The sequence below is a fragment of the Solibacillus sp. FSL K6-4121 genome, from assembly GCF_038002585.1.
GTDB classification, from domain to species: Bacteria; Bacillota; Bacilli; order Bacillales_A; family Planococcaceae; genus Solibacillus; species Solibacillus faecavium.
Genome location: NZ_JBBOCS010000001.1, coordinates 121,187 through 147,226 on the forward strand (window position 1 = coordinate 121,187; position 26,040 = coordinate 147,226).

The window sequence follows — 26,040 nt, forward strand, 5'->3', positions numbered from 1 at the left end:
TTATTTTAAATATTGAATTGCTAAAGCAAGTCGTGACAAGAAAAATTCATTTCCGTTCTATTTCAAGTCTGCATAATTTTATCGCTTAATTATTCTACCTTCTTAATTTCGTCAGCCATTTCGTAAAATGCTTTACGGAATTCAATGCGATATCGTACCCAGGTTAATTCTGCTATCTTTTCAGCTGCAATTTCTTTATAATCCGCTCTTGCGTCATTCATGATTGCTGTTAACTCACCTTGTTTATCCATATCCTCTTGGCCTAATCGGTGTTTCTTTATCAAGTTTTCAAGTTCCTTAGGTTTTGCACTGTTGTCAAGTCCCCAAGTGCGAATGAAGTTCGTTACAAGTTGGATATTCGTATTTTTTTGCGCTTTGTCCATCGCTTGATTCATTTTTTCAACACTTCGAGGTGCTGGATAATTATCAAATTCAAATTCTTTTGAGAAAATCTTAGATACAAAGTTGCGCATCTTAGATTTTTCTTTTTCATTGTCAGACTTGGCAATTTCAAGTTGGATTTCATCAAGGGTGTTTTCAGCTTTCGACATATCGTTCACGTAAACTTCATCAGCCATTCGAGCAATTAATTCAATCAAATAATCATAGTTGATGGTAACATCGTGAATATGAACCATAGAGAGATTAACTTGCGAAATATCAATATCTTCTCGCTTAGCACGTCGTTCCTTCAACTCACCTGCGATTACAGTTGTTAAAATGACTTCCTGCTCTTCAGTAATACCTAATCGTTCATAGAACTCTTCAGGGTTATCATAGGCAGAAATAGGATTTTTGTCATCATCTTCGGTATATTGTTTCAACTGACTAAGTAAGCGATTATACTCTTTCAAATTCTCAAAGACTTCATCTTGTGCTTTTTCACTTGGTGGTAATTGCACAAAATCATCTGTGAGTGTTGAAAGCTTCTTGATGACTCCTTGCATCTCAGCTTGAACCTTGCTAAACGGTTTAGAAATTATTCCGGACTCTTCGTTAGCTTTTTTCAACTCTTCAAGCGTAAGCTGTTCGTCAGCAGATGCACGATTTGAGTAAATAGCAAAAGCTTTATTCATTTCATATTCATTTTGCTCTGGCCAGCGATAATTCACGACATTTCCCCACGGTTTATCGATTAAATTATGCATTCGGTTTGTACGGGAGTAAGCCTGAATCAAGTTCCCCCCTTTAAGCGTTCGGTCAATATAGAGCGTATTCATTTCAGGAGCATCAAAACCGGTCAAAAGTTGATCAACCACGATAACCAAATCTAAATAGTTACCATCATCAACTGTCTTGTTCAAACGGCGGGCTAAGTCTTCTGTGTAGGCTTTTACTGTCGTCATATCAAAAGCTGTGTCAAACATTGCGTTATAGACTTTGATAGCTCTATGCAAGTTCTCGTTCGTTTTTAGTTGATGAATACTATTGGATGTATCTGCAGAGAAACTCACTGCAACTTTTAATCGTTTATCCGCTGGACGATTCGCATTTTCTTCAACGAACTTATCGAAGTATTCCATCGCTCTTGGTGTACTTGCTTTGTTACCGCCAACGTGGACTGTAAACAAGGCATTATATTTGTGGTCATTTGAACGTTTCTTCCAATTATCGAAGATGTCTTTAACTACCAAGTTCACATGTTCTGGGCTATAGTCGTAAACACTACCACGAACATTATCGTCGATATCATCTTCTGTTGGATCTTCGGGAGCCTCAATAGTTTCCTTGAATTCTACGTTAAACCCTAAGACGTTTTTATCCGCAATCGCTTCTTTAATGGTGTAAGCATGTAGAATATCACCAAAGATTTCTCGTGTTTCGGGGAATTTTGGTGTACCAGTATAACCAACCCAAGCAGAATTGGGAATGGCTTTTCGGATTGTTTCAAGCATACCTTCATTTTCAGTACCACCACCAGTTGAACGGTGGGCTTCATCAACGATAAAAAGAATACTTTCATTAAGTGGCTTGAAGCTATCTCGCGCTACATAACGCGACATCTTTTGAATACTTGTCACGATGATGTTCTTATCGCTCTTCTTAGTTAATTTGCGATGGAGGTCTGAAATATTTGCTGTGTCACTCACCACACCAGTTTTCCCTTCAAATCCCGCAACTGGATCATAGGCTTTATAAGCATCAGCTGTTTGGTTTGTAAGCGCAATACGATCAACCAAGAAGATAACTTTATCTACATTAGATAGACGACTTGCAAGCCAAGCAGTCTTAAAACTTGTGATTGTCTTACCTGAGCCTGTAGTGTGCCAAATATATCCTAACTTCCCATCATCATATTTGAAGTCAAATTTTCTAACTTTATCAAGCACACGCTTTGTGGCATAGACTTGATAAGGACGCATTACTTTGATATTTTCTTTGTTTTTAGTACCATCAAGTATCATATAGCGTGTTGCCAAATCATGAGCCATTGGAATTGATAACACCTTGTCTGCAAACACTTTCCATGAGCGAACAGGACGGGCATCATCTTCATTTTGCCAATTGAATGCGAAAGCTCGGTTAAAACTTTTCAGTGGTGTATTAGCCATATAGCGAATATCATATGGCGTCATTGCAATTAAAATTTGTAATGTTGAAAAGATATCACTGAACTGTTTTTCAGCAATATACTGTTCCATCTGATTCAATGATTCAGTAGTACTGTGAAGTGCTTTTTTTAATTCGATTTGAATAATCGGTAGACCATTAATCAGTAACGTCACATCAAATCGACGATTTTGCTTACCATCAACTACTTTTAGGCGTTTGATTTGATTTACTACTTGGTAAACTGTATTTCCCCCACCAACTTGAGCTTGGTCAAATACTGTCAAAAATACGTGTTTGCCATTATCAAGATCCACTTCAATTTCAGAAACACCATTCACACCATATAAAAATTGACCAGCCTGATAAGGTGATTCAATACTAGAAATAATTTTTTTTACCTGATTAAATTCAGTGACAGACAGTGGTGCCTCTAAACGAGCACTATTGTTTTGTTCTAGGATTATTTTAAAGTTATCCCAGAGTTGTTCAGTTGTTCTTATCTCTTTTTTGTACTCCCATTGTTTTACTCCACCTATTTTAGTCAAATAATCAACGACTTCATTTTCAAATTCTAATTCAGATTTACTTTTCAATTGATTATTTCCCCCTTAAGTTTTCTTCTAAGATTGAGCTCGTAAAGTGCTCAATCAAGTTTGCGTATTTGTTTAACTTATTTTGTAGTTTTAGAGTTTCTAAGTGTATAGCTCCTATTTTCTTCTGTTCTTCGATTGGTACAACAGGAATCATAATTTCACCGAGGGCACGAAGTGGAATTCTAAGAATAGGGCCAGTTCCCTGCAATTGCATTTCTTTTTGTTTCCTGACTTCTTTAAAAGCATTAAATAAATAAAGAAAATATGCTTCATCGAGTTGTTCGTTATGAAACTCTAATTTTGTAAAGTTAAGAGATAACACTTTACCAACGTTATTCTTACGCACAATAGTGGCAAGTTGTAAGGAGTTACTAATTACAACATCACCTTCCTGTAATGAGAAAATATTTTGAACTGAAGATTTTATAACATCTGATTTCATAACGTCCCTATGATTATAATCAGCTTCAAATGATGCTTGATCATAATAATTAATATCTTGTGTTTCAAAATGCTTTTGTGCTCTTGTTGGATTAATACCAGGAACAAATGTTATAAACTCATTAATTTTTCTTTTCTCCAAATAATTCACCGCCTAATTTAAAGATGATTTTATGTAATATATTTATATTACGATTAAAACACTACTTTCTTTTTATGTCAAACGATATTTTGAAATATTATTATATTTCAACGCAAGTTTGTTTCAATACTCCTCTTTAGGTTTATTGAAGATTGGATATCTTCTAAGAAGCTAACTCTAAATAAGTAAAGAATCCGAAGCCACTAATTCAAATGTATTTATATTGGTTAGCGAGAAGTTATTTGGAAAGTAACACTAAAATGCTAAGAATTCCTATTAGTAACAATAAAAAGAAGCTATTCTGGTTATATACAACCCTAATAGCTTATATAGGCACCAGCCAAAGTAAAAAATTGAATTTACAATAACTGTATTAAAAAATTTCACTTGATCACTGATAGTTATGTACTGTCACAATTCATCACGTGAAATAAAAGGATCTTCAGTTAAATCCTCTATCACAAAAAATTTTTTAAGTGCCCAATAATGAATAAATGTAATTATCGCTTTAGCAATTACTAAGTAAAATCTTTTAAGCTCTTACCGTAAGTATCCTTCCACTCAGCCAAACCATTCGCACTTCTCCCCATTACAATTGCAGCTGCTAATGATGGACTAGAGAATAATAAGTCTTCCATTACTATATATTCATCGTTTATAAATTGAATTTTTCCAGAATGAATTAAATCATCTCTTTTTGCTATTAAACGCTCTGAAAAAGAATCGACAATGCTAATGGCAATTCTCGATTCTTTTAACACAACAAATCCTTCTTGAGTTTGAACGCCTTTTGCTTTTGCACCACGAGCTGCATTTATATACCATGCTTCACTATTAGTTGAATCCAAATTATCTTTAATCTCTTCAAATAACTTATGCCCTAACGTATTTACCATCATGAGCAGGTTACTAATGAATTCATCCATTTCTGCGCAATCTGCTTCCGATATAGAAGGCATTGGTGGGATGTTGCCGTTCAATACGTCATAACGATTTGTAGCTTTAGCTTTTTCATATAATTTATTTTCAATATACTTTATGTGAGCTTTATTAAAGTTCTCATCTTTACTAATAAACACAATGACTTCATTCCAAAAATCCTTTTCACGCAAATGACTCTGTAGGCGAGTATATACTTCTTCTGCTTCCCCAATATATACTGCTTCTTTATCATCATCATTTCTACCAAATAACATATAGACGCCAGTAGAATTTAGGTTAGGGCGATCACCACATTTTTTCACTTCAGTTCTAGGGATTCTATATGCTAAGCCTGTCCAGTTAGACAGTTCACAAGTTAGTCTACCGCTTGGATCTCCATCGATTAAGAACATTTTTATTGTTTTGCCAAAAGTCATTTTCTTTTCTCCTTTTACATTATTGATTTAGTCTCTTATGTATCTTCCTCCAATGCTGCTTAGTCTGCTTTTTTATATTAGATTTACAAGGAAGCTTACCCATCAAGTTATGTGCCTTTTTTGAATAGGCATAAAAATTTCCATAGCCCATATATTTATGACCTAAGTGCGTATATAAATCATAAAGTTTCCTTTTAGGACCAGGACGTTTTGTAGCATAAGCTATTCGATTACTTGTCTTCACCTTTTTATATGTACGAGAATAGTATTTAAATAAACTTTTTTCTCGTAATTTAATTACATTTTCATGTAGGACAAACCCTAAGTAATCTAATGCGCTAATCTCCATATTTTCATTAAAAAATGTTTCCTCTTTATATAAGCGTAATTCTGTCTTCTTTTCCTGAATAATTAGGCCCTCTGCTTTATACCGATCAATCCGTTGTATTAATTCATTCTTTAATTCCTCTAGTAGCTCTACCGTAGCATTAGCTGTTGGAATGACAATAATAAGATCATCACAATATCTTCTATATAAAGCATCTGGATGTTTACCCTTTGTCCATTCAAGTACCTCTTTATCAAAATCAATTAAGTGTACGTTTGAACAAACTGCACTCATTCCAGATCCTTGAGGTATACCATATAATTTATCATTCACTTTAATTTTACCTTGCTTAAATTGTCTAAGTTCAGCTGGTTCCATAATTTGAGGCAACCGAGAGCGGATTTTTTTCAGTTTCTTTTTACCGTACTTATCAAGTAAAAATTCTTCAATATCCTCTTTCTCTACATAAGAGTAACGAGTGATATTTTTATAAATTTTGTACCAATCTTCCGGCAACTCTTCCAGATCTAACACACGCTTCATTTTTTGCTTTAGCAACCTATGATCAATTTTATCGAAGAAACTTTTAAAATCTAAAGCTATAACTATTGCTTGATTTTGCTTCAAAAGAAAATCAAAAACTTCATAAGAAAAATCAATATTATTTTTACCGCGCTTATTTTTCCTATAAGCTATCGCTATATCATCAATGCCATTTTTATCAGCATATTCGTTATACGCATTGTTCAATAAATCCCCATAATACTTATAAATGTAACTATCCTTATGAGCAGCATAATAAATCTCACGTGGCTTCTTATCTGGCTTCTTATATTTTTCGCCCTTTTCATTTATTAAGGTTATATATTTTTTAAAAACAATCTTGAAATGAATAGACGGCAAAAAAGCATATGAAGCTACCCAAGTTGGATCTTGGAGATTCGCTTTCATATGCTCATCCTTTATTAAATTTATACGCTTATCAAAATGAAGATATCTCTTCATCTTATACTTCGACCAATTAACTTCAGAAGAGCTAGGAAGGCCATGTAATTCTCGCGGTCCATTACTTCTATTCATAATAGATCAACCTCCTAGCCTAATTTGACGGGTTCACCCTGTGAGGTGAAGAGCCTTTGACCGCTTGCACTCTATAAGAGCACTCTTAACATTTGGTATCATTACCATAAGGAGGCAATTCTAACCGTGATTAGTTTATTCAATGTGGAAGGCCAAGCTTTAGTAGCGTTGATCCTCGACATCTGGTGGTTTAGCGAATTTAGGAACGTTCATAAATTTGCTAAACAAAGAAACTAATCTCTCTCACAACCAATTTTGGAGATAATATTATTATATATTAAATTATAAAATTTGTAAATTATACAAGACTATAGATCTAATTAGTTCTTGAATCGTGAACATAAAATTACCGCAGCCAACTAAAAGATTTTCGGTTAAAAAGACTCATCCCATTAATTTTAAGTTCCATAAACCATTATAGATTCTAGTTATCACCAAATGAAATTGTATTAACTTTCTCCATTACTACCCATTTTTAAATTAACAGTATTTCCATTGACAAAGTGGTAACATATAAGTTACCATCAAATTATACTTTATTTGGTAAAAAATATAAGGTACAATAGACTAGGTCAATTTTCCTCAGTGAACTATATAATTCATAAAATGTGGGGGAATGTAAAATGACACTAGTGCGCTTAAATGATATTGAAGGAATTGATGTAAGTAACTTAATTTTCAACGAAGATGTTTTAAGAAGCTTTAACTCTCTAAATGCAAAGGATTTATCTAAGGTAATTACTGTACTAGGTACATTAAATACACACGGTTTATCCTACGAGCATTTTCGTAATCGCATCGAGAAATTAACTGGAAACCATAAGCAACTTTATGAAGTAAAAGTTAAGAGCTTAGCGAAAAAAGAATGGAGATTTATTGTCATTCCTGTAAAAGACGATGAAGGCTGTGTAAAAATTATTGTATTACACAGCTTTCTAAAGCAATCTGCTACTATTAAAGAGGTAGATAAAAACAAAGCACTTAAAGTTGCGAAGCGGGAAGAGTTATTATAACTTTCTTCTTGCTTCAGAAAGCAGCTAACACACATTTTACAGTCTATCTAACTCATATGTGGATATATAAGGAGGCATAACGATGGATTTTAAAAAAATTAAAACAGTCGAAATTTCTGATTACATAACTCTTCCTGATGAAATTTCGTCAGTGAGCAAACCAAAAGTTGACATTAGTAAAGCAATTGAAGAGGCATGTAAAGCTCAAAATATTTCTATTCGAAAATTAGCCGACAAAGTTGGTCTAAAACATCCTCAAATAGTGAGAGTAACGAGCGGTGATCACAATTACAATATTGAAACACTACTAAAAATACTCAACGGATTAGATTTAGAACTAAAGATTGTAGCTAAAAAATAGAAATACACAAAGCTTTTGAAAACTAAATAAGAATGAGAATGTTATGTGCTCAAACTGAGGGGTTTTGGCCAAATACTTAGCAACCATCACACCATACATAGACCCTGATAAATTCTTTGCTTTAATTTACCAGGGTTTTTATTTTTCATAAATGGAGGATTACACTATGCAGACACTTCAGCACTTAACAATTATCGAAAATCCCAATCCACGTGAACCATTAACTGAAGGTGAAAAATATTTAATTAATATGCTAAGTAAAATCGAACGCTTTAACGGTTGGACTTTATTTGTACAACCATTTATTAACTCAATGCATCCAGACTTCATTTTAACTCATCGTGAAAAAGGCGTTATCATAATAGAAGTAAAGGATTGGCATCTTAAACCGCCTACTTACCTTGCGCCAGCAAAGGTTTTAGGAACGAATAACAAATATCACTTTAGTAATCCTGTCACACAAGTGAATGCCTATAAAGAGATGATTTTAAAATATGAACTAACGAACTTTTTATCAGCAAATGAGCATTATCATAAAAATTCTTTTGGTATGATATCAACTATTGTATATTTCCATAAAGCATCCCGTTCAGAGGGGCTTGCATTTTGTAATTATCCAACCCCTAATAATTGTTATATTTGGGATCGAAATGTGGTTGAAGATTTTTATCACTTTAATGAACGGAATGATGAATTATATCCACCTTATTTATTTTATCCGCAGTCAAATTTCGCGAAAGGGAACGGTCAATATTTACAGCAATTAGTGGATGAGCTACATTCCCTTTTACGTCAAAGCGATTATGTTCGTGAACGTAGAACACCTATCAAGCTTACATCTGAACAACAAGCGCTCGTATCCATTAAAATTGGTCGCCCGCGCAGATGGAGTGGCGTTGCTGGATCTGGCAAAACTTTAATCATTGCCGAAAAAGCAAGCGAAGCAATTAAACAAGGATTAAATGTCTTAATTATCACGTTTAACATTACGCTACGCCATTACATCCGTGACTTATGCAGCCAACAATTCGGGTTAGAAAACCGTCATCTTTTAAAAAGTCATTTAACCATTTCACACTTTCATGGATTTTTAAAAACGGTTATGAACGAAACGAGTTGCTCTGTTCAAAATGTCTACGATAACATCGAGGACTATACAGATACATGTATTGATATGATCAGTAAAAAATTAGCGGAACACCACCCATACTATTTAAAGTATGATTGTATCTTTATCGATGAAGGCCAAGATTTTAACGGCCCTTGGATTATGTTCTTAAAAAATTTCCATACAAATAATGGGGAATTACTCATTATGTACGACAAAGAACAAAGCATTTATGAGGATCGAGGTGTTTGGATAACAGATCCTAACCAAAATACCGGCATAGGTTTTAGTGGTCGTGCTGGTTCTCTTAACATCTCACATCGACTTCCTGAAAGTATCGTTCATCAAGTACAACGACTTTCGAATGTATTTGGTAATACGACTAATATAGTTGCAAAATCTACCCAACCCGATTTATTCACTCAAATAGAATGGATTGATGCACAACCTTTCATAAATCGTGCAGACTTATGCCAACACAAAGTACAGGAAATTTTAAATTTGAAGATTAGCACTATTGAAGACATCACTATTATTACAATGAGAGAAGACACAGGTATTGAAATTGTAAATGCCTTCAAACAACATACATCTATTTCCCATGTATATGATATGGTAGGTACACGTGACCACAATAGACGTCGCAATGAAAAATGGCGCTTCCAGCCAGGCAAAAATAAACTTAAAATTTGTAGTTACCACAGCTTTAAAGGTTGGGAAAGCTCACACATTATTCTTCTACTAGAAGGACTCGGCAATGAGCAGCAAAAAATCGAGGAAATGAAAAAGGCTCTTTTCATCGCACTTACTCGTGTAAAATCATTTTCAGATTCAAGAAGCTTTACATGTATTAATAACTGTGAGGAACTGAATTTTTTATCATCCTATTTTTAAAATAGAGTAGCTTCGTAATTTTTTACTAAGAAGCTACTCTTATATTTAAGGTAACTCTTAAACATCTAAATAGTGAAAGGCAAGAAAAGGAACATTTAACATACTATTTGATTCGTTAATATATTCTTTAAGGCCCATTAATCGATGCTGACCATCCATTAAATGATGCCTTCTGCTTACAAATAAGCCTACCGAAACTCAGTCGCTATTTAACATTATAAAGCTTTGAATATAAAAAGTTACAGCTACTTGAGAGGATACAAAACCTTGATATGCTACCCTGCCTCGCATTTTTAATTGGAAGACGTTTTCCCTCTTCATTTACACTTATTGGATTTCACAGGAGGTAATCATGGAACAAACTAATTCAACTAAATTTCATTATTATATAATTATTACCAACAGGGAAAATTCAACATTTAATTTTACGGACTCCTATTTTAATAGAATTGATGACCGACTGTTACAAAGCACGCCTTTTTTCGAACTAATTTCTCATTTACCTTATGATATTAAAGAGGTGAATAGTTCATGGATTACTTCTTCCAATAAGTACGTTAAAGAATTTTATTATATAAGATTTATACAGGAGTCAAACGTTGATGAACTATTTTTATCAGCTATAAAAAATAATTCATTCGGCTGTATCTTCATTCTAAAGGAACTCTCGCTTAATTCTATTGCTATTACTAAATTAATTGATCATAGTAAAATGCCTATAGTAAGTTTAGTAGATTCCTATCATCCGTCAATCATTACATTAACTCGTGAAAACACTCCGAAGGTTGCATTAAAAATAATACAGCACTATATTAACGTTTTAAATAATTTAACTAACAATAATATTAATTCACCATTTAATAGCAAAGGAAACACCACAATCTTTAATTCTTTGAAGGAAATTGATTTAAAATATCTTAATCCATTAACTTCTACCATAGATAGAATACGTGGACTTTATGGATTCCAAAGAAAAAACTTGACCCAAAGGAACAAAAAGCCAACAGATAGCCAAAACCTAGATGTTCGTGAGAAGGAAGCAGATATTCTTATAATAAAATATTTCAAAAGGATTATTGCAGAAAAATATATCCTATTGGAATTAGGTTATATTGAAGAAGAATCGTTTGATTTTGAAGATGAATTTGAACTACAACAATTCGATATTACTAAAGAAGAACTACTTAAATTATTTACGACTCCAACTTCTTTTTTGTATGAAATTTTAGTAAATAAAGTTTTAAAAAAATTTCATGTATTGAATTTCAAAACTAATTTAACATTATGTATACCATCTATTAATAATATTTCTGTAGAAAAAATTAGTGATAGTTATGGCTTAATCAGTAAAAATTACACTGAAAAATATGGATTCTTAGAAAAATCTATATACAAAGAGATTATAGATTACTTGGTTGATTCAGAAAATTATTACTTTGGTGTAGCTTGGGAAAAAAAACTGCTAAACCACAAATTCGAATCTTTATCATCTCACCTAAATTCTATACAACCGAAAACAACTTCAGAAATCCAAAATTTAATTTGTTCTATTGAAGCAATTAAAGAGCAGTTCCCTATTTTAGTTAATGAAAGAGGTAAAGAGATTGATTTCCTCTCAAAAATGTATGTTTTTTTCACACTGGCTCAAAGAAATCCCTACATTAGACTACGACCTATTTCGTTTAAACATATTCATTCGATGATGAAAACATATGAGGTAACTTCATATTTTGAAAATCTAGCTGAATTAAATAGTCTTTTTGATACATTTAATAATCAATTTAAAAATTCTGTCCCTCAAGAACTTATCGATTTACTGTTTAAACATACACATTCTATTACATTTATTACTGACTTGCCAATTGAGTGGATTAAATTGAATGGATATCCAATAAATTTGTCGAAAAAAATTAATAGAATCCCTATAACTCCAGGAAATAATATAATAAATCACTATAATATTATTTCTGATGGAAGAACTATATTAAAATCTCAATCAACAAAAGTACTACTAATAGACGCTATTGCAAATGACGATTCTTTAAAACCTTATGTTTTAATCTTAAATGAACAATTAAAGTCCCTTTTTAATTTATCTAATATAGAATTTATTTATAAAAAAGTGAACACTAAATCTGATTATATTGCTACAATAAATACTATAAGACCAGGAATATTAATCCATTATGGTCACGGTGAATATAACGATACAGATTTTGGAATTCTTATTATTGGCCAAGAGAAAATTTTTGCACATGAACTAACTCAAAACTTGACTTGGAAAATTCCATTTGTGATTTTAGGTTCATGTGAAAGTAATTTTATAAAATCTTCCCATTTAAATATTGCAAATATGTTTTTAGCCTCAGGCTCAACTGCGGTAATTGGTTCTTATTTCTATATTGAAGCTAGTTACACTAGCTTATTTATTATCAATCTTATGAAACATCTAGTTTTTTCATTTAAAACAGAAATTGAGTTTAGAGATTTTGGCGATTTGATTCAAATGAGTCATCGATCTTTATATTTAGTAGAATCTATGATTTCCCTTAAAAATAGAATCGAAGATCAACAAATCCATCTTAGTTCAAAGAGTAAAACAATCTTAGATAATGCGTTAAAAGAATATTTTAAAATCAGTTTTGAAAAAAAGCTTTCTCTACAAGATTCATATTTATTAGACAAAGATATTTTTAAAATCATCTTTAGCAGCTGCCCTATTTTACTTAAAGAATATGAATATCTAGTTTCAAATGAAACAATTCTATATCATAGTCGTTTCTTTTCTACTCTAGGTTCACCTGATTTATTAGAAATTGAAAAAGATCAAGACCTTATTCATATAAACGACTTGCATGAACAAATATATGATTACTCAAAATAATGGAGGGTTATTATTGAACACGCATTTATTATTAGAAAAAGCTTATGTTTATCCTATTAAAGAAGAAAAAATTAATCTTGAAGAATATAATTTTAATACTATTAAAGGTTACTGGATTAATAAAAAGTCTTTACAACCACTAATATTAGATTCTTCAGTTCAAAAGCCTAGAAGTAAAAAGTGTGACCGTGAAACGGGCGAAGATCAAAAAGGAGAATAATATGAACATTGTAGATATACTTATTATTTCTAATAAATTGGACTTTGGAACTGATTACATCTGCTTGGAACTTGAAAAAAAACAGGCGAATTACTTAAGAATAAATCGTGATGAATTTTCTGATTACGATATAATTTTTGATTTAAAAAAATTACAGTTATTAATCACTGTTAATGATATTGATTATATAATTTCAGATAATAATTTAAAATCTATATACTATAGAGCGCCAATTTATTTAAGGGATATATATAAGCCTAACATTCCAATTGAAGAACAATTATATAGAACTCAATGGACTGCCTTTATTCGTAACTTAACAATATTTGAAAATGCAAAATGGATGAATAATCCTATTTCAACATTCAAATCTGAAAACAAACTTTTACAATTAAAATATGCAAATAGGTTAGGTTTTCTAACACCAAATACTTATATTACAAATACAAGTAATATAGACATTAATGATAATCAACTTTTTATAGCAAAGTCTCTTGATACCGCCGTATTAAGAATCGACGATAAAGAAGCTTTTATATATTCTAATTTAGTTACCGCTGAAGAAATTAAAAATTCCAGCTTAGAATTATCACCAGTAGTAATACAAGATTACATAGGTAACAATTCTTATAAAATAGACATCCGAGTAACAATCATCGAAGAAGAATTATTCGCTGTTAGAATATTAAAAAATGGTCAAGGAATAAATGGCGATTGGCGGAGAGAAAAAGACAATATTGAATATATAAAATTTGATTTGCCTAATAATATTAAACAAAAGTGTGTAACACTAACTAAATCACTTTCTCTAAATTTTGGTGCAATCGATCTTATAGAATATGATAATGATTTTTATTTTTTAGAAATAAACCCTACTGGTGAATGGGCCTGGTTAGTTGAAAATGCTGAACTCCCAATTGCTGAAAGGATATGCGATGCACTATGTTCACCAAAGTAATATCTAATTTATCTGTATTTTTAATTAATATAGTATATTTTATATGTCCTTATATTGAAAACTATAATTATAAAAAAATAATGACTAAAAAAATCAATGATATAGAAAATAAAACTAGCCCTTTATCTTATATGACAGACTATAAAAAATTAACTTGGAGTGAAATGGAAGTTTTTCATTCTGAAACTCTAGAAAATAAAAAATCTCTCGAAGATAAAGCTAAAACAAGTCTATTTTCAATAAGTATAATTGTTACACTAATTGTTAGCTTTATAGATTTATTATTTAAAATACAAAATTTCAGAGTATTATCTCTTTTCTTAGTATTAATTGCACTTGTAAACCTACTTTTAGCAGGAAAAATGGCCTTTGATGTACTTGGAAATTTAAATAGATATTATAAGTTGTTTCCTTCAGATTTATATAAAAAGAAAAAAATAAAAAAAGAAATTTTCGCATATGAAACTGAAAAAAATGTTAATTATAATATAATGCGTAATAATCATATTTACCTGTCTTATAAAAGCATAATGATTTCCTTAATAGCAATTTCATTTATAGGTATTCATTATATGTTCGATAAAGCTCTTGCACCATCTAAACCTGATACACAAACAGAAATTCTAGAGCAGCTTAAAAAGGATAATTCTCAGCTTCATTCAGACTTTAATAATCTTATTGAAACCCAATATTTATTAAATGAAAACTTAATTAAAAATAAAAATACTCTTAAAGAAATAGAATTTATATTAGAGAATATAAATGTCATACTCGATGAAAATAATCTAGAGAACAAAAAATAACAAAACAACATCCAACATACCAAAAATTATATGTTGGATGTTTTTGAATTAAAATAAAAAGACCCTAAAAACTAAGAAGCTAGATCAGTCACACCTAAATAAAAACGCGCTCCAAAATAACATCGCGATTATAATTAGTTAAAGATGGCAGAAAAAAAGAACACGAAGCTAAAATAATCTTAAATATTTTACATTTCTTTGGACGTTTAACTATAAAATTATCTATTTTATGGGATTTCAATGCTCCCTTTTTTATAGTCCCCCCTCAATAACCAGAATATTAATTTCCCGCTTTTTAGACATCTATTAAAGAATCCTTTAGAATAAAGAAAGAAACATTAGAAAATGGTAATACATCATATAAATTCGTTGTGAATTTAAGTATTCCAAAGAGCGAAGATATACCTCGAATCGTCACTCGCTGCGGCTTTTCTTTTGGAAGAAAGTGAAACAGGATTTGAAAAAGATACAGGCTCAAGATGCATTAAGTATCTATCCGGAATAAAAGTGGCTGTGTAGGAAAATCCAATGACTGGAATTGAGCTCCCTTCTGAAAAGTAGAATCAATTTGAACATGAAAATGAAGTTTTTAAAGAGTACTTTTATAATCGTGAGGAATTATCGTATAGAGCCAAAGCTCGGCTGAAAGTTAAACATGATAACAAACAGATAGTATTCCAGAATATCCATAATAAACCGAAGCACCCACAAAACGAGAAGTAACGGAACAACTCGGTCATACCGATTTAGAAACAACGATGAAAATTCATACACACGTTACTCGACAATCACTCGCTAATCCCTTGATAAACAAGGGTTTTGACACTCAATGAAAATGAAAAAATGCCAAAACCCTTATTTATCAAGGGTTTTGACATCTATTGAAATCGTACAATTCCATAAAATGGAGACGGTGGGAGTCGAACCCACGTCCAGAAGCTCCAATACGCCGGCTTCTACGCGTGTAGTTTGTCTATTTGCAATTCGCGAGTTCTTATGCCGACAGACAGGCGTCCGAATCGCTAACCTGGAAATCTCTTACCGTTGACTCAGGTGGTGCCAACGATCGTATCCCACTTAAGTTGAACCCAGCGTAGTCTACATGGGCGATAGACAGGCTGAGTGCTACGCAGTATTAAGCTGCGAAAGCGTAGTTTTGTTGTTTGCCAGTTATTATATAACTTCCGTTGTTGACGAAGACGAGACCTCCGACGCGCGACCAGAGCTTGAACCACCCCTGTCGAATCCGTAACGTCCCCGAGTAGTAGTAAACCCGAGTTAAGTTTCGGCATGAGCGAGATGCTCATTAAAACGTGTACCGTATGAGTAGATACACACTGGCTAGTACAGTAAATTATATGACAAAACGTCCGAGCTTGCAAGTATATCCGCTTCGATTACACCTTGCCAATATTTGCTTCGCTCTCCATCGCAAAGCTACGATTCCGTCATCACTTCATTTCTATCAAGCCGAATTTTGATTGTCCTGTTCTTTCCACGAACGAATCAACTGAATTGGCTTTGCAATTTTACACGGTCGTTTCCTTTATTCACGAGCGATTTTTCAGCTCTATATAAACGGATAGCTGATATATATTCACTTAAAGGCATTCCTACTTGCTCTTCAAAAACCTCCTCGTACTCTGGACATTTTATTGCAACCAGTTCTTCTACCATTGCCATGCATTTAGGATTTTCACAATGTTTTTCAACTAACAAAACAATTCTATCTGTAATTTCTGCATTGCGTATTCTTATCACCTGTTATATCCCCCTATTATCCTAGTACCTTTCCTATTTACAACCTGTTCTATCTAAAATATTGTCAATTTAATGTCCATTTTTAATTATTACCCACAAGTAAAATTTTCAAAACCACTTTTTTCACACAAAAAAAGATATGTTAAAAGATTTTAAAACCTTTAACATACCTTTTAAAAAATTTTATACAAGCAACCTCAGCAAAAATTTGGGCTGCCCCTATTCAATTTACTTATTAGGTAGTTACCCTTACTAAAATAAAGAAAACTCGCTTACTGCTGGCGATCTTTGAAAGCACGCTCCATGTCGCGTTTAGCTTCTTTTTTCTTCATATCATGACGCTTATCGTAATCCTTCTTACCTTTCGCAAGACCGATTAGCAGCTTCGCATAGCCGTCCTTAATATACATTTTAAGCGGCACGATTGTATAGCCGTCACGTTTTACTGCACCGACTAACTCACTAATTTGCTTTTTATGTAAGAGCAGCTTGCGTTCACGTAGTGGGTCATGGTTGTAGCGGTTGCCTTGATCGAACGGAGAAATATGCATGTTTTTAACCCATGCTTCGCCGCCCATCACACTAATATACGCTTCCTTCAGCTGGACACGGGCACCTCGTACAGATTTAATCTCTGTACCTGTCAGTACCATCCCTGCTTCAATCGTTTCTTCTATGAAGTAATCATGGCTCGCCTTTTTGTTTTGAGCTAACACTTTTCCTGCGCCTTTTGCCATCGTTAAACACCTCTATTATCAACATAAGGGAGGTAGCTATGATGCCGAAAATTGCACCATAGCTTCACACCTTACTATTTCTTTTTACTTTTTTTCTTTTTCCCTTTAGCGATGCCTTCGTAAAACTTCGGCTTTTCGCCCGCTTTACCTTCTTTTCGGCGTCCACGTGGATCACGGTCAGACGAGCCTGAACGTTTTGCCTTCTCAGGACGTGCCTTACTACCGCCACGTGCTTTGCGGTCGCGTTTTTCGCCTGTACGCTCATCATCTTTTTTGCGCCCTTCTCTGCGGCCTGCATGAATGACTTTTGATGTTGAGCGACGTGCTGGACGTGGACTGCTGATCATATCGACAATTTCAAAGTCGACTGAAGATTCCTCAATCACGACATTCGCTACACGGATTTTCACTTCATCCCCAATACGGAATTGGCGACCCGTACGCTCACCGATCATTGACAATTGACGGTCATCAAATCGGTAATAATCGTCGGTCATATTCGAAATATGCACGAGACCTTCTACTGTATTTTCAAGCTCCACGAAAATACCGAAGTTCGTAATGGATGATACAATCCCTTCGAACTCTTCACCGATTTTGTCAGACATGAACTGTGCCTTTTTCAGTGCATCTGTATCACGCTCTGCCTCTACTGCACGACGTTCACGGCTTGACGTATGTTCCGCAATTTCATCCATTACAGCACTCCACTGCACAACTGTTTCCTTCGACGTATCCCCATTTACTAAATACGTACGAATTAAACGATGGACGATTAAATCCGGATAACGACGGATTGGTGATGTGAAATGCGTATAAAACTCTGTCGATAAGCCGAAGTGACCTAAAGACTCCGCATAATACTTCGCCTGCTGCATCGAACGTAATAACATCGTTGAAATAACCGGCTCTTCTGGTAAGCCTTCAATCGATTTAATGACTTCCTGTAATGCTTTCGGATGTACCGAATTTCCTGTACCTTTTATCATAATACCAAAATTTGTAACAAATTCAAAGAAACGTTGTAATTTTTCTGGTTTCGGATCTTCGTGAATACGGTAAATGAACGGCAGCTCCATCCAGTGGAAATGCTCGGCAATCGTTTCATTCGCCGCAAGCATGAATTCCTCGATTAGACGCTCTGCTACTGTACGCTCACGTAATACGATGTCAGTCGGCCAGCCATCTTCATTGACCAATACTTTTGATTCCTTAAAGTCAAAGTCAATCGCACCGCGCCCCATACGTTTGTTGCGTAGGATTTGCGCTAAGTCCGCCATATCTTTAAACATCGGCACTAATTTTTCATAGCGCTCCATTAGCTCTGGGTTTTCATCCGGATTTTCTAAAATATTATAAACGTCCGAGTACGTCATACGCTCTGTCGTGTTAATGACACTTTGGAAAATCTCATGCTTCACAACATGACCTGCTCCATCAATCGTCATTTCACAAGATAATGTTAATCGGTCAACCTGTGGATTTAATGAACAAATCCCATTTGACAAACGGTGTGGAATCATCGGAATAACGCGGTCTGTTAAATAAACAGAAGTCGCACGTTCATAAGCTTCCTGATCCAGTACCGAGCCCTGAGTGACATAGTAGCTAACATCGGCAATATGAACACCTAATTTATACGTACCATCACCATTTTTGACAACTGTTACGGCATCATCCAAGTCTTTTGCGTCTGCACCGTCAATTGTTACGATGACTTCATTACGTAGGTCACGACGACCGACTAAATCCTGCTCCGTAATTTCCTCCGGTACATCGATTGCCGCCTGGACAACCTCTTGCGGGAATTCTGGCGGAATATCATATTTATAAAGGATCGATAAAATGTCCACACCTGGATCATTTTTATGACCTAAAATTTTCGTAACCATCCCTGTTGCTGATTTAGCTGCATCAGGCCAATGCGTCACTTCTACGACTACTTTATGTCCATCCACCGCGCCCAATGAATATTCCTTCGCGATGAAAATGTCCATATTTAGCTTTTTATCATCTGTAATAACAAAGCCAAAGCCACGATTTGCCTGGTACGTACCGACAAATGAAGTTTTACTGCGTTCAACGATTTTAACAACCGTACCTTCACGGCGGTCACCTGATTGTTCCTTTAATACACGGACCAATACAGTATCCTCGTTTAGTGCCCCGTTTACTTCATGTGCTGGGATGAAAATATCGTCCATGCCTTGTTCTTCCGGTGCAACGAAACCAAAGCCTTTTGCATTCCCGATAAAGCGGCCGCGCAGTAAGTTCATGCGCTCCGGTAAACCGTAACGATTAGAACGGGAGCGAACGATTTGTCCTTGTGCTTCCATTTTTACGAGTGTTTTCACTAATTCACGGAAATCATCCGCTTCTACCAATTCAAGCGTATCTTCAATTTCCGAAACGGTCATTGGTTTGTAGCCATCATCCTTCATCATATCGAGGACGCGCTGTTGTAATTCATTTTGTTGTGTCATGTATTATTTCCCTCCTTTGAACAGAAAATAAAGTTCAAGTTTACCTATAATATGTTTAAAAGGTTATTCCCTTATAACCGTTGATTTCCGTTGCGGGGACGCTTTCCGGGGGCGTGGCCTGAGCCTGTAGTCTCAGGCGTCACGCTAATCCCCCAGGAGTCGCCCCTCCACTCCAATCAACTGCTGTACAGTTAAAAAAATTTCCCTTTATAAATAAATTGAACAAAATTATTTCACATCATTAGACTGTCCAATCTAACGAATTTAAAAACGTGAGAACTTCTTCATGAAGCTTGTCTTTTTCTTTATCGAGTGTAATGACATGTCCTGATTCTTCATACCAGCTGAGTTTCTTGTCGATGGATTCGACGGTATCAAAGATGATATTGGCGGAATCGGGGTTGATGACTTTGTCGTTTGTCGATTGAATGACTAAAATCGGCGCATACAAATGGTCAATCGTTTGTCGTACATCGTAAATAAGCTGTTGCAGGTCAGGCAATGAAGGCATGCCCTGCTGTTTAATTGCTTCAATCTCTAATTCAATTTCCTGTTCACTTTTACCTTGATTTTTTTTGTATTGTTTTGCATATTCAAGTACGCCTTCAAACATAATGTCTGTCGTGCGCATCGTCATCGGTGAGCACATTGTGACTACACCTTTCACTGGATGACTTGTCGCAAGCTTTAACGAAAACACGCCACCGAGCGATAGTCCTGCAACGGCGATTTCCTCATAGCCTGCTTCCTTTAATGTAGTATACCCACTTTTTACGTCTTCCCACCATTCATCGGGATTGGAGACGATTAATTCTTCCGGTGGTACACCATGTCCTTTATAATGCGGTGCAAGCGATGTATAGCCCTGCTTTTCCAAAAAGCGGCCAAGCATCCTCACATCCGCTGAACTTCCTGTAAATCCATGTAATAATAGTACCGCCCTTTTACCTGCCTCAAAAAAGAACGGTGAAGACAAAGCTGTTTTCATGCTAGTGGCTCCTGTCTTATTCAAGATATGAAAAATACGACCCGCACACACCTACGAATCGATCAATTTGATGAATAACTTTCCATTTCTTCTATTATACTGTGTTTTTCCCCGTACTAAAAGAAAAAGCCCAACCTAGCAGTAAATGCTTGGTTAGGCGTTTAATTTCAATCTTATTTCAATCAATTAGAATTTCGTAATAGCAAGTGCCAAAACGAAGAATGCAACAGAAAGAACGATTGTTGTGCGGTGTAATACTAGATCCATCCCGCGAGCTTTCTGTTTACCGAATAGTTGCTCAGCTCCACCAGAGATGGCACCTGATAAACCAGCGCTTTTACCTGATTGTAATAACACGACAACGATTAAGGCTAAAGCTACGATCAGAAGTAATACTGTAAATAACGTATGCATTTGCTCCACCTCCTAAATATGGACGTCACAATACCAAATAGTATATCAAACTGCGAACCTCTTTTCAATATTTCTTGGAAATGCACAGCAAATTTTATCCAAATATAGCGCTTTGCAGCCTGCTATTTATTCAAAGCTATTAAATCGGCATTCGCTAATATCTCGTTTTGCAGCAAGCGCAAGTGGCACCATCGTTTCAAATAGTAGATCCTCTTCTTCAAAAATAAGCTTTCGCAGTTCAATATTGAAGTATTCCTTCATGCGCGATTCCGTCATGACCTCCTGTACCGGACCGATCACCGCTTTCTTGTTCTTCGCAATCATCAGCACCTGGTCCGCTAAATAAAAGGCATGGTTCGGATAGTGTGTATTAATAATACATGAAATATTATGATCTTGAGATAGGCGTTTTAACGTTTCTAAAATGACAACTTGCTTTTGCACATCCAAATGTGATTCCGGCTCATCCAATATTAAAATTTCTGGATTCGATACAAGTGTCCGTGCGATTAACGCAAGCTGTAATTCCCCACCACTCACTTCATTGCACGACTTTTTCGCTAAATGCACAATGCCGACTTCATTTAATGCTTCGTGCGCCTTTTCATAATCTTCCTTGCGTGGCTTTGACAATGAGCCAATATACGGTGCACGCCCCATCACAACTAAATCTTCTATTGAAAAGCCGAACACCATTTTATGTGCTTGCGGTACATAGCCGATTTTCTTCCAAAGCTCTTTTTGCGAAACTTTCGCAAGCGGTACATCATCGATCAATGTTTCACCAACACGCCAACCGTGCAACCCGGTAATACATTTTAATAGCGTCGTCTTCCCTGCACCGTTCGGACCTAGTATCGCCATAATCTTTCCCGGCTCCAGCGTAAAGCTAATATTCGATTCATATATAAACGGCTTTACTTCCTTCTTTTTTGCATAGCAGAAGTTGCCACCACGTACTTCTATTTTCATGACCAGCTACCTCCTGTACGACGTAAAAGATATGCAAAGAACGGCGCTCCAACAATCGCAGTTAAAATAGACAACGGAATTTCTGCAGCCGTTACCGAACGAGCCAATGTATCGATTAATAATAAATACGCTCCGCCAAGTGCAATGGACACCGGTAATACCCGTTCATTATTACTGCCGACAAACATACGCGCAATATGCGGAATAATTAATCCAACCCAGCCAACAATCCCCGCTACCGCAACGGCTGCCGCTGTACAAAGCGTAGCCCCTGCAATAACAAGCCACTTTAGACGTGTTACGTTAATCCCTAATGATTTTGCCTCTTCATCAGGCAATGTTAATAAGTTAATGCGCCAGCGTAATGCCAGTAATATCAACATTCCGACTAAAATAATCGGTCCGGCAGTCCATAAATCACGATAAGAGGCTGTCCCTAAGCTCCCCATTAACCAATACGTAATGGCAGGCAACTTTTCTTCAGGATCGGCTACAAACTTTGTTAAAGAAATTAACGCATTAAACAACGCACTTGTTACAACCCCGGCCAGTACGAGCATAAAGATCGGCATATTGCGTCCAGACCCGCCGATTACATACGTAAAACCAATGGCTGCTAAACCAAAAATTAATGCCAAGCCTTGTGTTACATAACCATTTCCGAATAATAAAATCCCGATAGAAGCACCAAAACCTGCACCTGCAGCGACACCTAAAATGTCCGCGCTCACTAATGGATTAGCAAACATCCCTTGGAAAGCTGCTCCGGAAATGGAAAGCCCCGCACCGATCAATAGCGCGAGGATAATACGCGGCAGCCGAACGGTCATGACAACGTTATATTCCATTTGCGTCCAAGTTTCTTCTATCGGAAAAATATGTGAGCCTAAAATTTTTACGACCGTTACAAAATCCACTTCAAAGCGTCCAATACCGAGTGAAGCGATGGCAATAACGAGCGGTAAAACCCATAGTAAAATATTTTTCCACGTTTTCATAAGCGTCCCTCGATTTCTTAATACTTCGCAGCGTCAGAAGAAGGATGCAAAATGCGCTCTACTTCTTTATCTGTTATATCAAATCCGTAAAAGTCTTTATAATAGCTCTTTATTTCTGCGTTCATATCATAGTCAAATAACTCAGGCTGGTTATTGTTCGCCAACCACTTAAGCATTAACGGTGCATCCCCACTTGGCGGGAACCAACGATAAATACCTAATGGAATTTTATAAACCTGCTTATTCTTAACCGCTTCAACCTCGCTCCAGTCCTGACCTGGAATCGTATTGTTATATAGGTCCTCTGGTTGGATTTCCGTAAAGTTCGTTAAGTAAATGATTTCCGGATTCCAGTTATAAATTTGCTCCATGTTCACATCTTTGCGACCAGTTACATCGTCTTCCGCAACGTCATTGGCACCTGTTGCATTCAGCCATTGATTCCCGAAGAAGTTTTTACCGCTAACAGTAATGGCCTGCTCTGATAATTGATACATCATTAATGCATTGGGCTTCTGTTCCTTCGTTAAGCCAGCAATTTTTTCGTTAATTTCATTTTGTACCGCTGTACCGATTTCGATGAATTGATCTGCACGATCTGTTGTTCTTGCGATTTCACCCGTTAACTCCAACCAGCTATTGAATGTTGCAAGTGGCTCTGCTGCCGCGGCATCAATTGCTTTAATTGCCACAGTATTTATACCGGCTTTACGCGCTTGCTCGATTGATTTTTCATCTGTCGCGAGCTCGAAAAATACGTCCGGGTTAATTTTCATTAATTCCTCTACATTCATTTCACCATTTTGAACGAACGATGTATCCGCCTTTAAAATATCCGGCGACATTTTCGCTAAAATCGAGTTTTCTGCCGCATTATAAGAATTTGGATGCATACCTACGATTTCTTTTGATGAGTTTGTCGCAACATACCACGTGTGGAAGTACGGCAAAATCCCGCCCGATACAATCGAATTCACTTCAGCAGGAATCGTTACCTCTGTTCCCGCCTGGTCGATAACGATTTTTTCCTCTGCTGTTGCTTGTACCTCTCCTCCAGAAGTTGCAGTCTCTTTATCTGAGCATGCTGCAAGTGCTATCGCCGCCACTGCAAGCGAACTTAAAATTGCTTTACGTTTCATCTTAAAAGTCTCTCCTCTTCCCGATACTATGTAACTACTTTTTTACCAGTTCATAATAAAAAAATATTATTTCAATAAAAAAATCATTTGAATTTAATACAATATTGAGTATAATTGATAATGATTTTCAGTGTCAATTAGTAAATGAGAATATGTATCAATTAATTAAATTTACAGGATTAAAGGAGATTTTTATGTCTGAATACAAAATTTTAAAACTGGATGGCGGCCATGCATTCAGCCTAGAGGGACGCGCGATGAACGTCTCAAACGAACCAATGGACCACGTAACATTCCTTGATCAATACGAAATTTCGACTGCTGACCTTTCTGCATTCAATGTGTTAGTCGTAACGGATTTTATCGATCAGGAGCATCTTTATGAGCAAAAACAAGTAATTGAAAACTTCTTAAATGAAGGCAAGATCGTTATTGCTAACACACATATTTTCCGCCCTTGGTTACCTGGCGCTGGTCTGTTTATGCCAAAGGAAATTAAGTCGCACGCTGATTATTTAATGGAGCCTGCATCTGAAGGGACATTTTATGAAGGCGTTGACATGATGGAGCTTGCGTATCGTAAAGGCGTTTCAGGCTTCTATGCACGCGGGTCACACCCTATCGTAAATAAAGAATCGGAAGTCATTTTACAATATACAGACGGCACACCAATCGTTTTCATTGACCGTACCGCAACAAAAGGAACGGTTGTCGCTGCTTCTTGCCGTGACTTTTTAACTTACGCAACAGGTGAAAACTCGACACAGCTGATTGCACCACAATTTTTAGCATGGCTGAATGAAGAATTACTACGCTTAAAAGGAGCTCAAGCATGAGAAAAATAGCAGTTTTATATAGCGGTCACGCACCACATTTCGTTACATTCAACACACCAAAGTACAAACAATATTTCGATAAAATCATCTATTTGCCTCGCTTTGCTGAGCAAGATTTAGAGGGCATGGATGTATTAATCGTCCCTTCGCAATTGCACAATAAATTATTGCTAGAAGCGGCTCCGGCTATTCGTCGTTTTGCTGATAATGGTGGCGTTGTCGTAGCATTCGGTCCTCAGCCATGGAACTGGATTCCAGGTCAAAACTGGGAAACACGCCCGACAAATTTCTGGTGGTGGCTTGAAAAGGATGCCGACAGCGGACTTCGCATGGTCGCACCGGATTACCCGTTATTCCGTGATGGTTTCTTGGATGAAGCAGGTTGCACATGGCATCAGCACGGCGTATTCCATTTGCAAGAGGGCATGCAGTCACTCATTGATATGAAGGACGGCGGCTCATTATTGTACGTCGATAAAGTCAGCTCAAAAGGTACTTGGATTGTCACAACACTTGACCCTGATTTCCACTTCGGCTCTTATTTCATGCCGGCAACGGAGAAGTTTTTAGACGGCTTCCTCCCATGGTTAGCTTGCGGCGAAATTTAATAGAACAGAAAAAAAGCATGGTACCCGCAAATAAATGCGAGCGCCATGCTTTATGCTTTTAATTAGTCGTTGCTGTTGTCATCAGTAGTGTCTTCGTCTTCAACACCTGTGCCTTCAGTACCGCCAGTACCTTCAGTACCTGCGTCACCATCAGTACCTGCATCGCCATCATTATCTACATCTAAGTCTAGATTAGTACCATCGTTATTATCGTCAACTACGCCATCGTTATCATCTTCAATAATAACCGGATCTTCGTCATCGTTACATGCTGCAAGTGATAAAGATAACACCGCTGCCGCCATAAGTGTAGAGTATTTTTTTAATTTCATAAATAAATTGCCTCCCTTACTGTTTGGTGGTCTTTT

General features: G+C 35.8%; 22 protein-coding genes and 1 other RNA gene. 9 read left to right on the forward strand and 14 right to left on the reverse strand.

Features of this window, described 5'->3' with window-relative positions; all coding sequences use genetic code 11:
- Positions 1-89 precede the first annotated feature (89 nt).
- From MHH95_RS00705 to MHH95_RS00720, 4 genes are all read right to left on the reverse strand, one after another.
- Entirely contained in the window at positions 90-3,146 is a 3,057-nt protein-coding gene (locus tag MHH95_RS00705; RefSeq protein ID WP_340726056.1) for a type I restriction endonuclease subunit R, read from the reverse strand.
- Positions 3,147-3,150: 4 nt separating this feature from the next.
- Complete coding sequence (locus MHH95_RS00710; protein WP_340726057.1) at positions 3,151-3,729, reverse strand: restriction endonuclease subunit S; 579 nt, start codon at positions 3,727-3,729, stop codon at positions 3,151-3,153.
- A 518-nt stretch (positions 3,730-4,247) separates the two neighbouring features.
- Positions 4,248-5,087, reverse strand: coding sequence for a GIY-YIG nuclease family protein (locus tag MHH95_RS00715; protein ID WP_340726058.1), 840 nt, complete (start codon positions 5,085-5,087; stop codon positions 4,248-4,250).
- Between the two features lie 19 nt (positions 5,088-5,106).
- The gene (locus tag MHH95_RS00720) at positions 5,107-6,495 is read right to left on the reverse strand and encodes a reverse transcriptase domain-containing protein (protein ID WP_340726059.1); all 1,389 of its coding nucleotides are present in this window, start codon (positions 6,493-6,495) and stop codon (positions 5,107-5,109) included.
- A 623-nt stretch (positions 6,496-7,118) separates the two neighbouring features.
- On the opposite strand from MHH95_RS00720, the gene MHH95_RS00725 reads away from it, so the two are divergent.
- The 7 genes from MHH95_RS00725 to MHH95_RS00755 all read left to right on the forward strand — a co-directional run bounded on the left by MHH95_RS00725 (position 7,119) and on the right by MHH95_RS00755 (position 14,736).
- Positions 7,119-7,508: a hypothetical protein gene (locus tag MHH95_RS00725; protein ID WP_340726060.1), complete on the forward strand. Its 390-nt coding sequence runs from the start codon at positions 7,119-7,121 to the stop codon at positions 7,506-7,508.
- An 82-nt stretch (positions 7,509-7,590) separates the two neighbouring features.
- Positions 7,591-7,869 (forward strand): helix-turn-helix domain-containing protein, encoded by a 279-nt coding sequence (locus tag MHH95_RS00730; protein WP_340726061.1) that lies wholly within the window; start codon positions 7,591-7,593, stop codon positions 7,867-7,869.
- 166 nt (positions 7,870-8,035) lie between these two features.
- On the forward strand, positions 8,036-9,871 hold the full coding sequence (locus MHH95_RS00735) for a nuclease-related domain-containing DEAD/DEAH box helicase (RefSeq protein WP_340726062.1): 1,836 nt from the start codon (positions 8,036-8,038) through the stop codon (positions 9,869-9,871).
- A 352-nt stretch (positions 9,872-10,223) separates the two neighbouring features.
- Positions 10,224-12,755, forward strand: a complete 2,532-nt coding sequence (locus MHH95_RS00740; RefSeq protein WP_340726063.1) for a hypothetical protein — start codon at positions 10,224-10,226, stop codon at positions 12,753-12,755.
- Positions 12,756-12,768: 13 nt separating this feature from the next.
- Entirely contained in the window at positions 12,769-12,975 is a 207-nt protein-coding gene (locus MHH95_RS00745) for a hypothetical protein (RefSeq protein ID WP_340726064.1), read from the forward strand.
- 1 nt (position 12,976) lies between these two features.
- Positions 12,977-13,933, forward strand: a complete 957-nt coding sequence (locus MHH95_RS00750) for a hypothetical protein (protein WP_340726065.1) — start codon at positions 12,977-12,979, stop codon at positions 13,931-13,933.
- Entirely contained in the window at positions 13,918-14,736 is an 819-nt protein-coding gene (locus MHH95_RS00755; RefSeq protein ID WP_340726066.1) for a hypothetical protein, read from the forward strand. Before MHH95_RS00750 ends, MHH95_RS00755 begins: the two co-directional genes overlap by 16 nt.
- Positions 14,737-15,638: 902 nt before the next feature.
- On the opposite strand, the gene ssrA is transcribed toward MHH95_RS00755, so the two are convergent.
- The 9 genes from ssrA to MHH95_RS00800 all read right to left on the reverse strand — a co-directional run bounded on the left by ssrA (position 15,639) and on the right by MHH95_RS00800 (position 24,228).
- Positions 15,639-15,995: a transfer-messenger RNA gene (gene ssrA, locus MHH95_RS00760) on the reverse strand.
- Positions 15,996-16,242: 247 nt separating this feature from the next.
- A complete protein-coding gene (locus MHH95_RS00765; protein WP_340726067.1) occupies positions 16,243-16,497 on the reverse strand; it encodes a hypothetical protein in 255 nt (84 codons plus the stop codon).
- A gap of 272 nt (positions 16,498-16,769) precedes the next feature.
- Complete coding sequence (gene smpB / locus MHH95_RS00770) at positions 16,770-17,234, reverse strand: SsrA-binding protein SmpB (RefSeq protein WP_340726068.1); 465 nt, start codon at positions 17,232-17,234, stop codon at positions 16,770-16,772.
- A 74-nt stretch (positions 17,235-17,308) separates the two neighbouring features.
- Positions 17,309-19,717 carry a ribonuclease R gene (gene rnr, locus MHH95_RS00775; RefSeq protein WP_340726069.1) on the reverse strand — a complete coding sequence of 803 codons (2,409 nt, stop codon included), beginning with the start codon at positions 19,715-19,717 and terminating at the stop codon, positions 17,309-17,311.
- A gap of 241 nt (positions 19,718-19,958) precedes the next feature.
- Entirely contained in the window at positions 19,959-20,705 is a 747-nt protein-coding gene (locus tag MHH95_RS00780) for an alpha/beta hydrolase (protein WP_340726070.1), read from the reverse strand.
- Between the two features lie 186 nt (positions 20,706-20,891).
- Entirely contained in the window at positions 20,892-21,119 is a 228-nt protein-coding gene (gene secG, locus MHH95_RS00785; RefSeq protein ID WP_191699596.1) for a preprotein translocase subunit SecG, read from the reverse strand.
- Positions 21,120-21,245: 126 nt separating this feature from the next.
- On the reverse strand, positions 21,246-22,091 hold the full coding sequence (locus MHH95_RS00790) for an ABC transporter ATP-binding protein (protein ID WP_340726071.1): 846 nt from the start codon (positions 22,089-22,091) through the stop codon (positions 21,246-21,248).
- Positions 22,088-23,089 (reverse strand): FecCD family ABC transporter permease, encoded by a 1,002-nt coding sequence (locus tag MHH95_RS00795; RefSeq protein ID WP_340726072.1) that lies wholly within the window; start codon positions 23,087-23,089, stop codon positions 22,088-22,090. The genes MHH95_RS00790 and MHH95_RS00795 overlap by 4 nt, the downstream gene beginning before the upstream one ends.
- A gap of 17 nt (positions 23,090-23,106) precedes the next feature.
- On the reverse strand, positions 23,107-24,228 hold the full coding sequence (locus tag MHH95_RS00800; protein ID WP_340726073.1) for an ABC transporter substrate-binding protein: 1,122 nt from the start codon (positions 24,226-24,228) through the stop codon (positions 23,107-23,109).
- 194 nt (positions 24,229-24,422) lie between these two features.
- On the opposite strand from MHH95_RS00800, the gene MHH95_RS00805 reads away from it, so the two are divergent.
- Positions 24,423-25,064, forward strand: a complete 642-nt coding sequence (locus MHH95_RS00805) for a phosphate starvation-inducible protein PhoH (RefSeq protein WP_340726074.1) — start codon at positions 24,423-24,425, stop codon at positions 25,062-25,064.
- Entirely contained in the window at positions 25,061-25,672 is a 612-nt protein-coding gene (locus MHH95_RS00810) for a hypothetical protein (RefSeq protein ID WP_340726075.1), read from the forward strand. The genes MHH95_RS00805 and MHH95_RS00810 overlap by 4 nt, the downstream gene beginning before the upstream one ends.
- A 62-nt stretch (positions 25,673-25,734) precedes the next feature.
- On the opposite strand, the gene MHH95_RS00815 is transcribed toward MHH95_RS00810, so the two are convergent.
- Positions 25,735-25,977, reverse strand: a complete 243-nt coding sequence (locus MHH95_RS00815; protein ID WP_340726076.1) for a hypothetical protein — start codon at positions 25,975-25,977, stop codon at positions 25,735-25,737.
- Positions 25,978-26,040: the final 63 nt, after the last annotated feature.

What these genes read in the sequence shown, in the direction of transcription:
- MHH95_RS00735 (WP_340726062.1), top strand. Translation starts at nt 8,036, where the DNA reads ATGCAGACACTTCAGCACTTAACAATTATCGAAAATCCCAATCCACGT.
- MHH95_RS00810 (WP_340726075.1), top strand. Translation starts at nt 25,061, where the DNA reads ATGAGAAAAATAGCAGTTTTATATAGCGGTCACGCACCACATTTCGTT.
- MHH95_RS00740 (WP_340726063.1), top strand. Translation starts at nt 10,224, where the DNA reads ATGGAACAAACTAATTCAACTAAATTTCATTATTATATAATTATTACC.
- MHH95_RS00750 (WP_340726065.1), top strand. Translation starts at nt 12,977, where the DNA reads ATGAACATTGTAGATATACTTATTATTTCTAATAAATTGGACTTTGGA.
- MHH95_RS00815 (WP_340726076.1), bottom strand. Translation starts at nt 25,977, where the DNA reads ATGGCGGCAGCGGTGTTATCTTTATCACTTGCAGCATGTAACGATGAC.
- rnr (WP_340726069.1), bottom strand. Translation starts at nt 19,717, where the DNA reads ATGACACAACAAAATGAATTACAACAGCGCGTCCTCGATATGATGAAG.
- MHH95_RS00730 (WP_340726061.1), top strand. Translation starts at nt 7,591, where the DNA reads ATGGATTTTAAAAAAATTAAAACAGTCGAAATTTCTGATTACATAACT.
- MHH95_RS00800 (WP_340726073.1), bottom strand. Translation starts at nt 24,228, where the DNA reads ATGAAACGTAAAGCAATTTTAAGTTCGCTTGCAGTGGCGGCGATAGCA.
- MHH95_RS00795 (WP_340726072.1), bottom strand. Translation starts at nt 23,089, where the DNA reads ATGAAAACGTGGAAAAATATTTTACTATGGGTTTTACCGCTCGTTATT.
- MHH95_RS00805 (WP_340726074.1), top strand. Translation starts at nt 24,423, where the DNA reads ATGTCTGAATACAAAATTTTAAAACTGGATGGCGGCCATGCATTCAGC.
- MHH95_RS00720 (WP_340726059.1), bottom strand. Translation starts at nt 6,495, where the DNA reads ATGAATAGAAGTAATGGACCGCGAGAATTACATGGCCTTCCTAGCTCT.
- smpB (WP_340726068.1), bottom strand. Translation starts at nt 17,234, where the DNA reads ATGGCAAAAGGCGCAGGAAAAGTGTTAGCTCAAAACAAAAAGGCGAGC.
- MHH95_RS00715 (WP_340726058.1), bottom strand. Translation starts at nt 5,087, where the DNA reads ATGACTTTTGGCAAAACAATAAAAATGTTCTTAATCGATGGAGATCCA.
- MHH95_RS00790 (WP_340726071.1), bottom strand. Translation starts at nt 22,091, where the DNA reads ATGAAAATAGAAGTACGTGGTGGCAACTTCTGCTATGCAAAAAAGAAG.
- MHH95_RS00725 (WP_340726060.1), top strand. Translation starts at nt 7,119, where the DNA reads ATGACACTAGTGCGCTTAAATGATATTGAAGGAATTGATGTAAGTAAC.
- MHH95_RS00780 (WP_340726070.1), bottom strand. Translation starts at nt 20,705, where the DNA reads ATGAAAACAGCTTTGTCTTCACCGTTCTTTTTTGAGGCAGGTAAAAGG.
- MHH95_RS00755 (WP_340726066.1), top strand. Translation starts at nt 13,918, where the DNA reads ATGTTCACCAAAGTAATATCTAATTTATCTGTATTTTTAATTAATATA.
- secG (WP_191699596.1), bottom strand. Translation starts at nt 21,119, where the DNA reads ATGCATACGTTATTTACAGTATTACTTCTGATCGTAGCTTTAGCCTTA.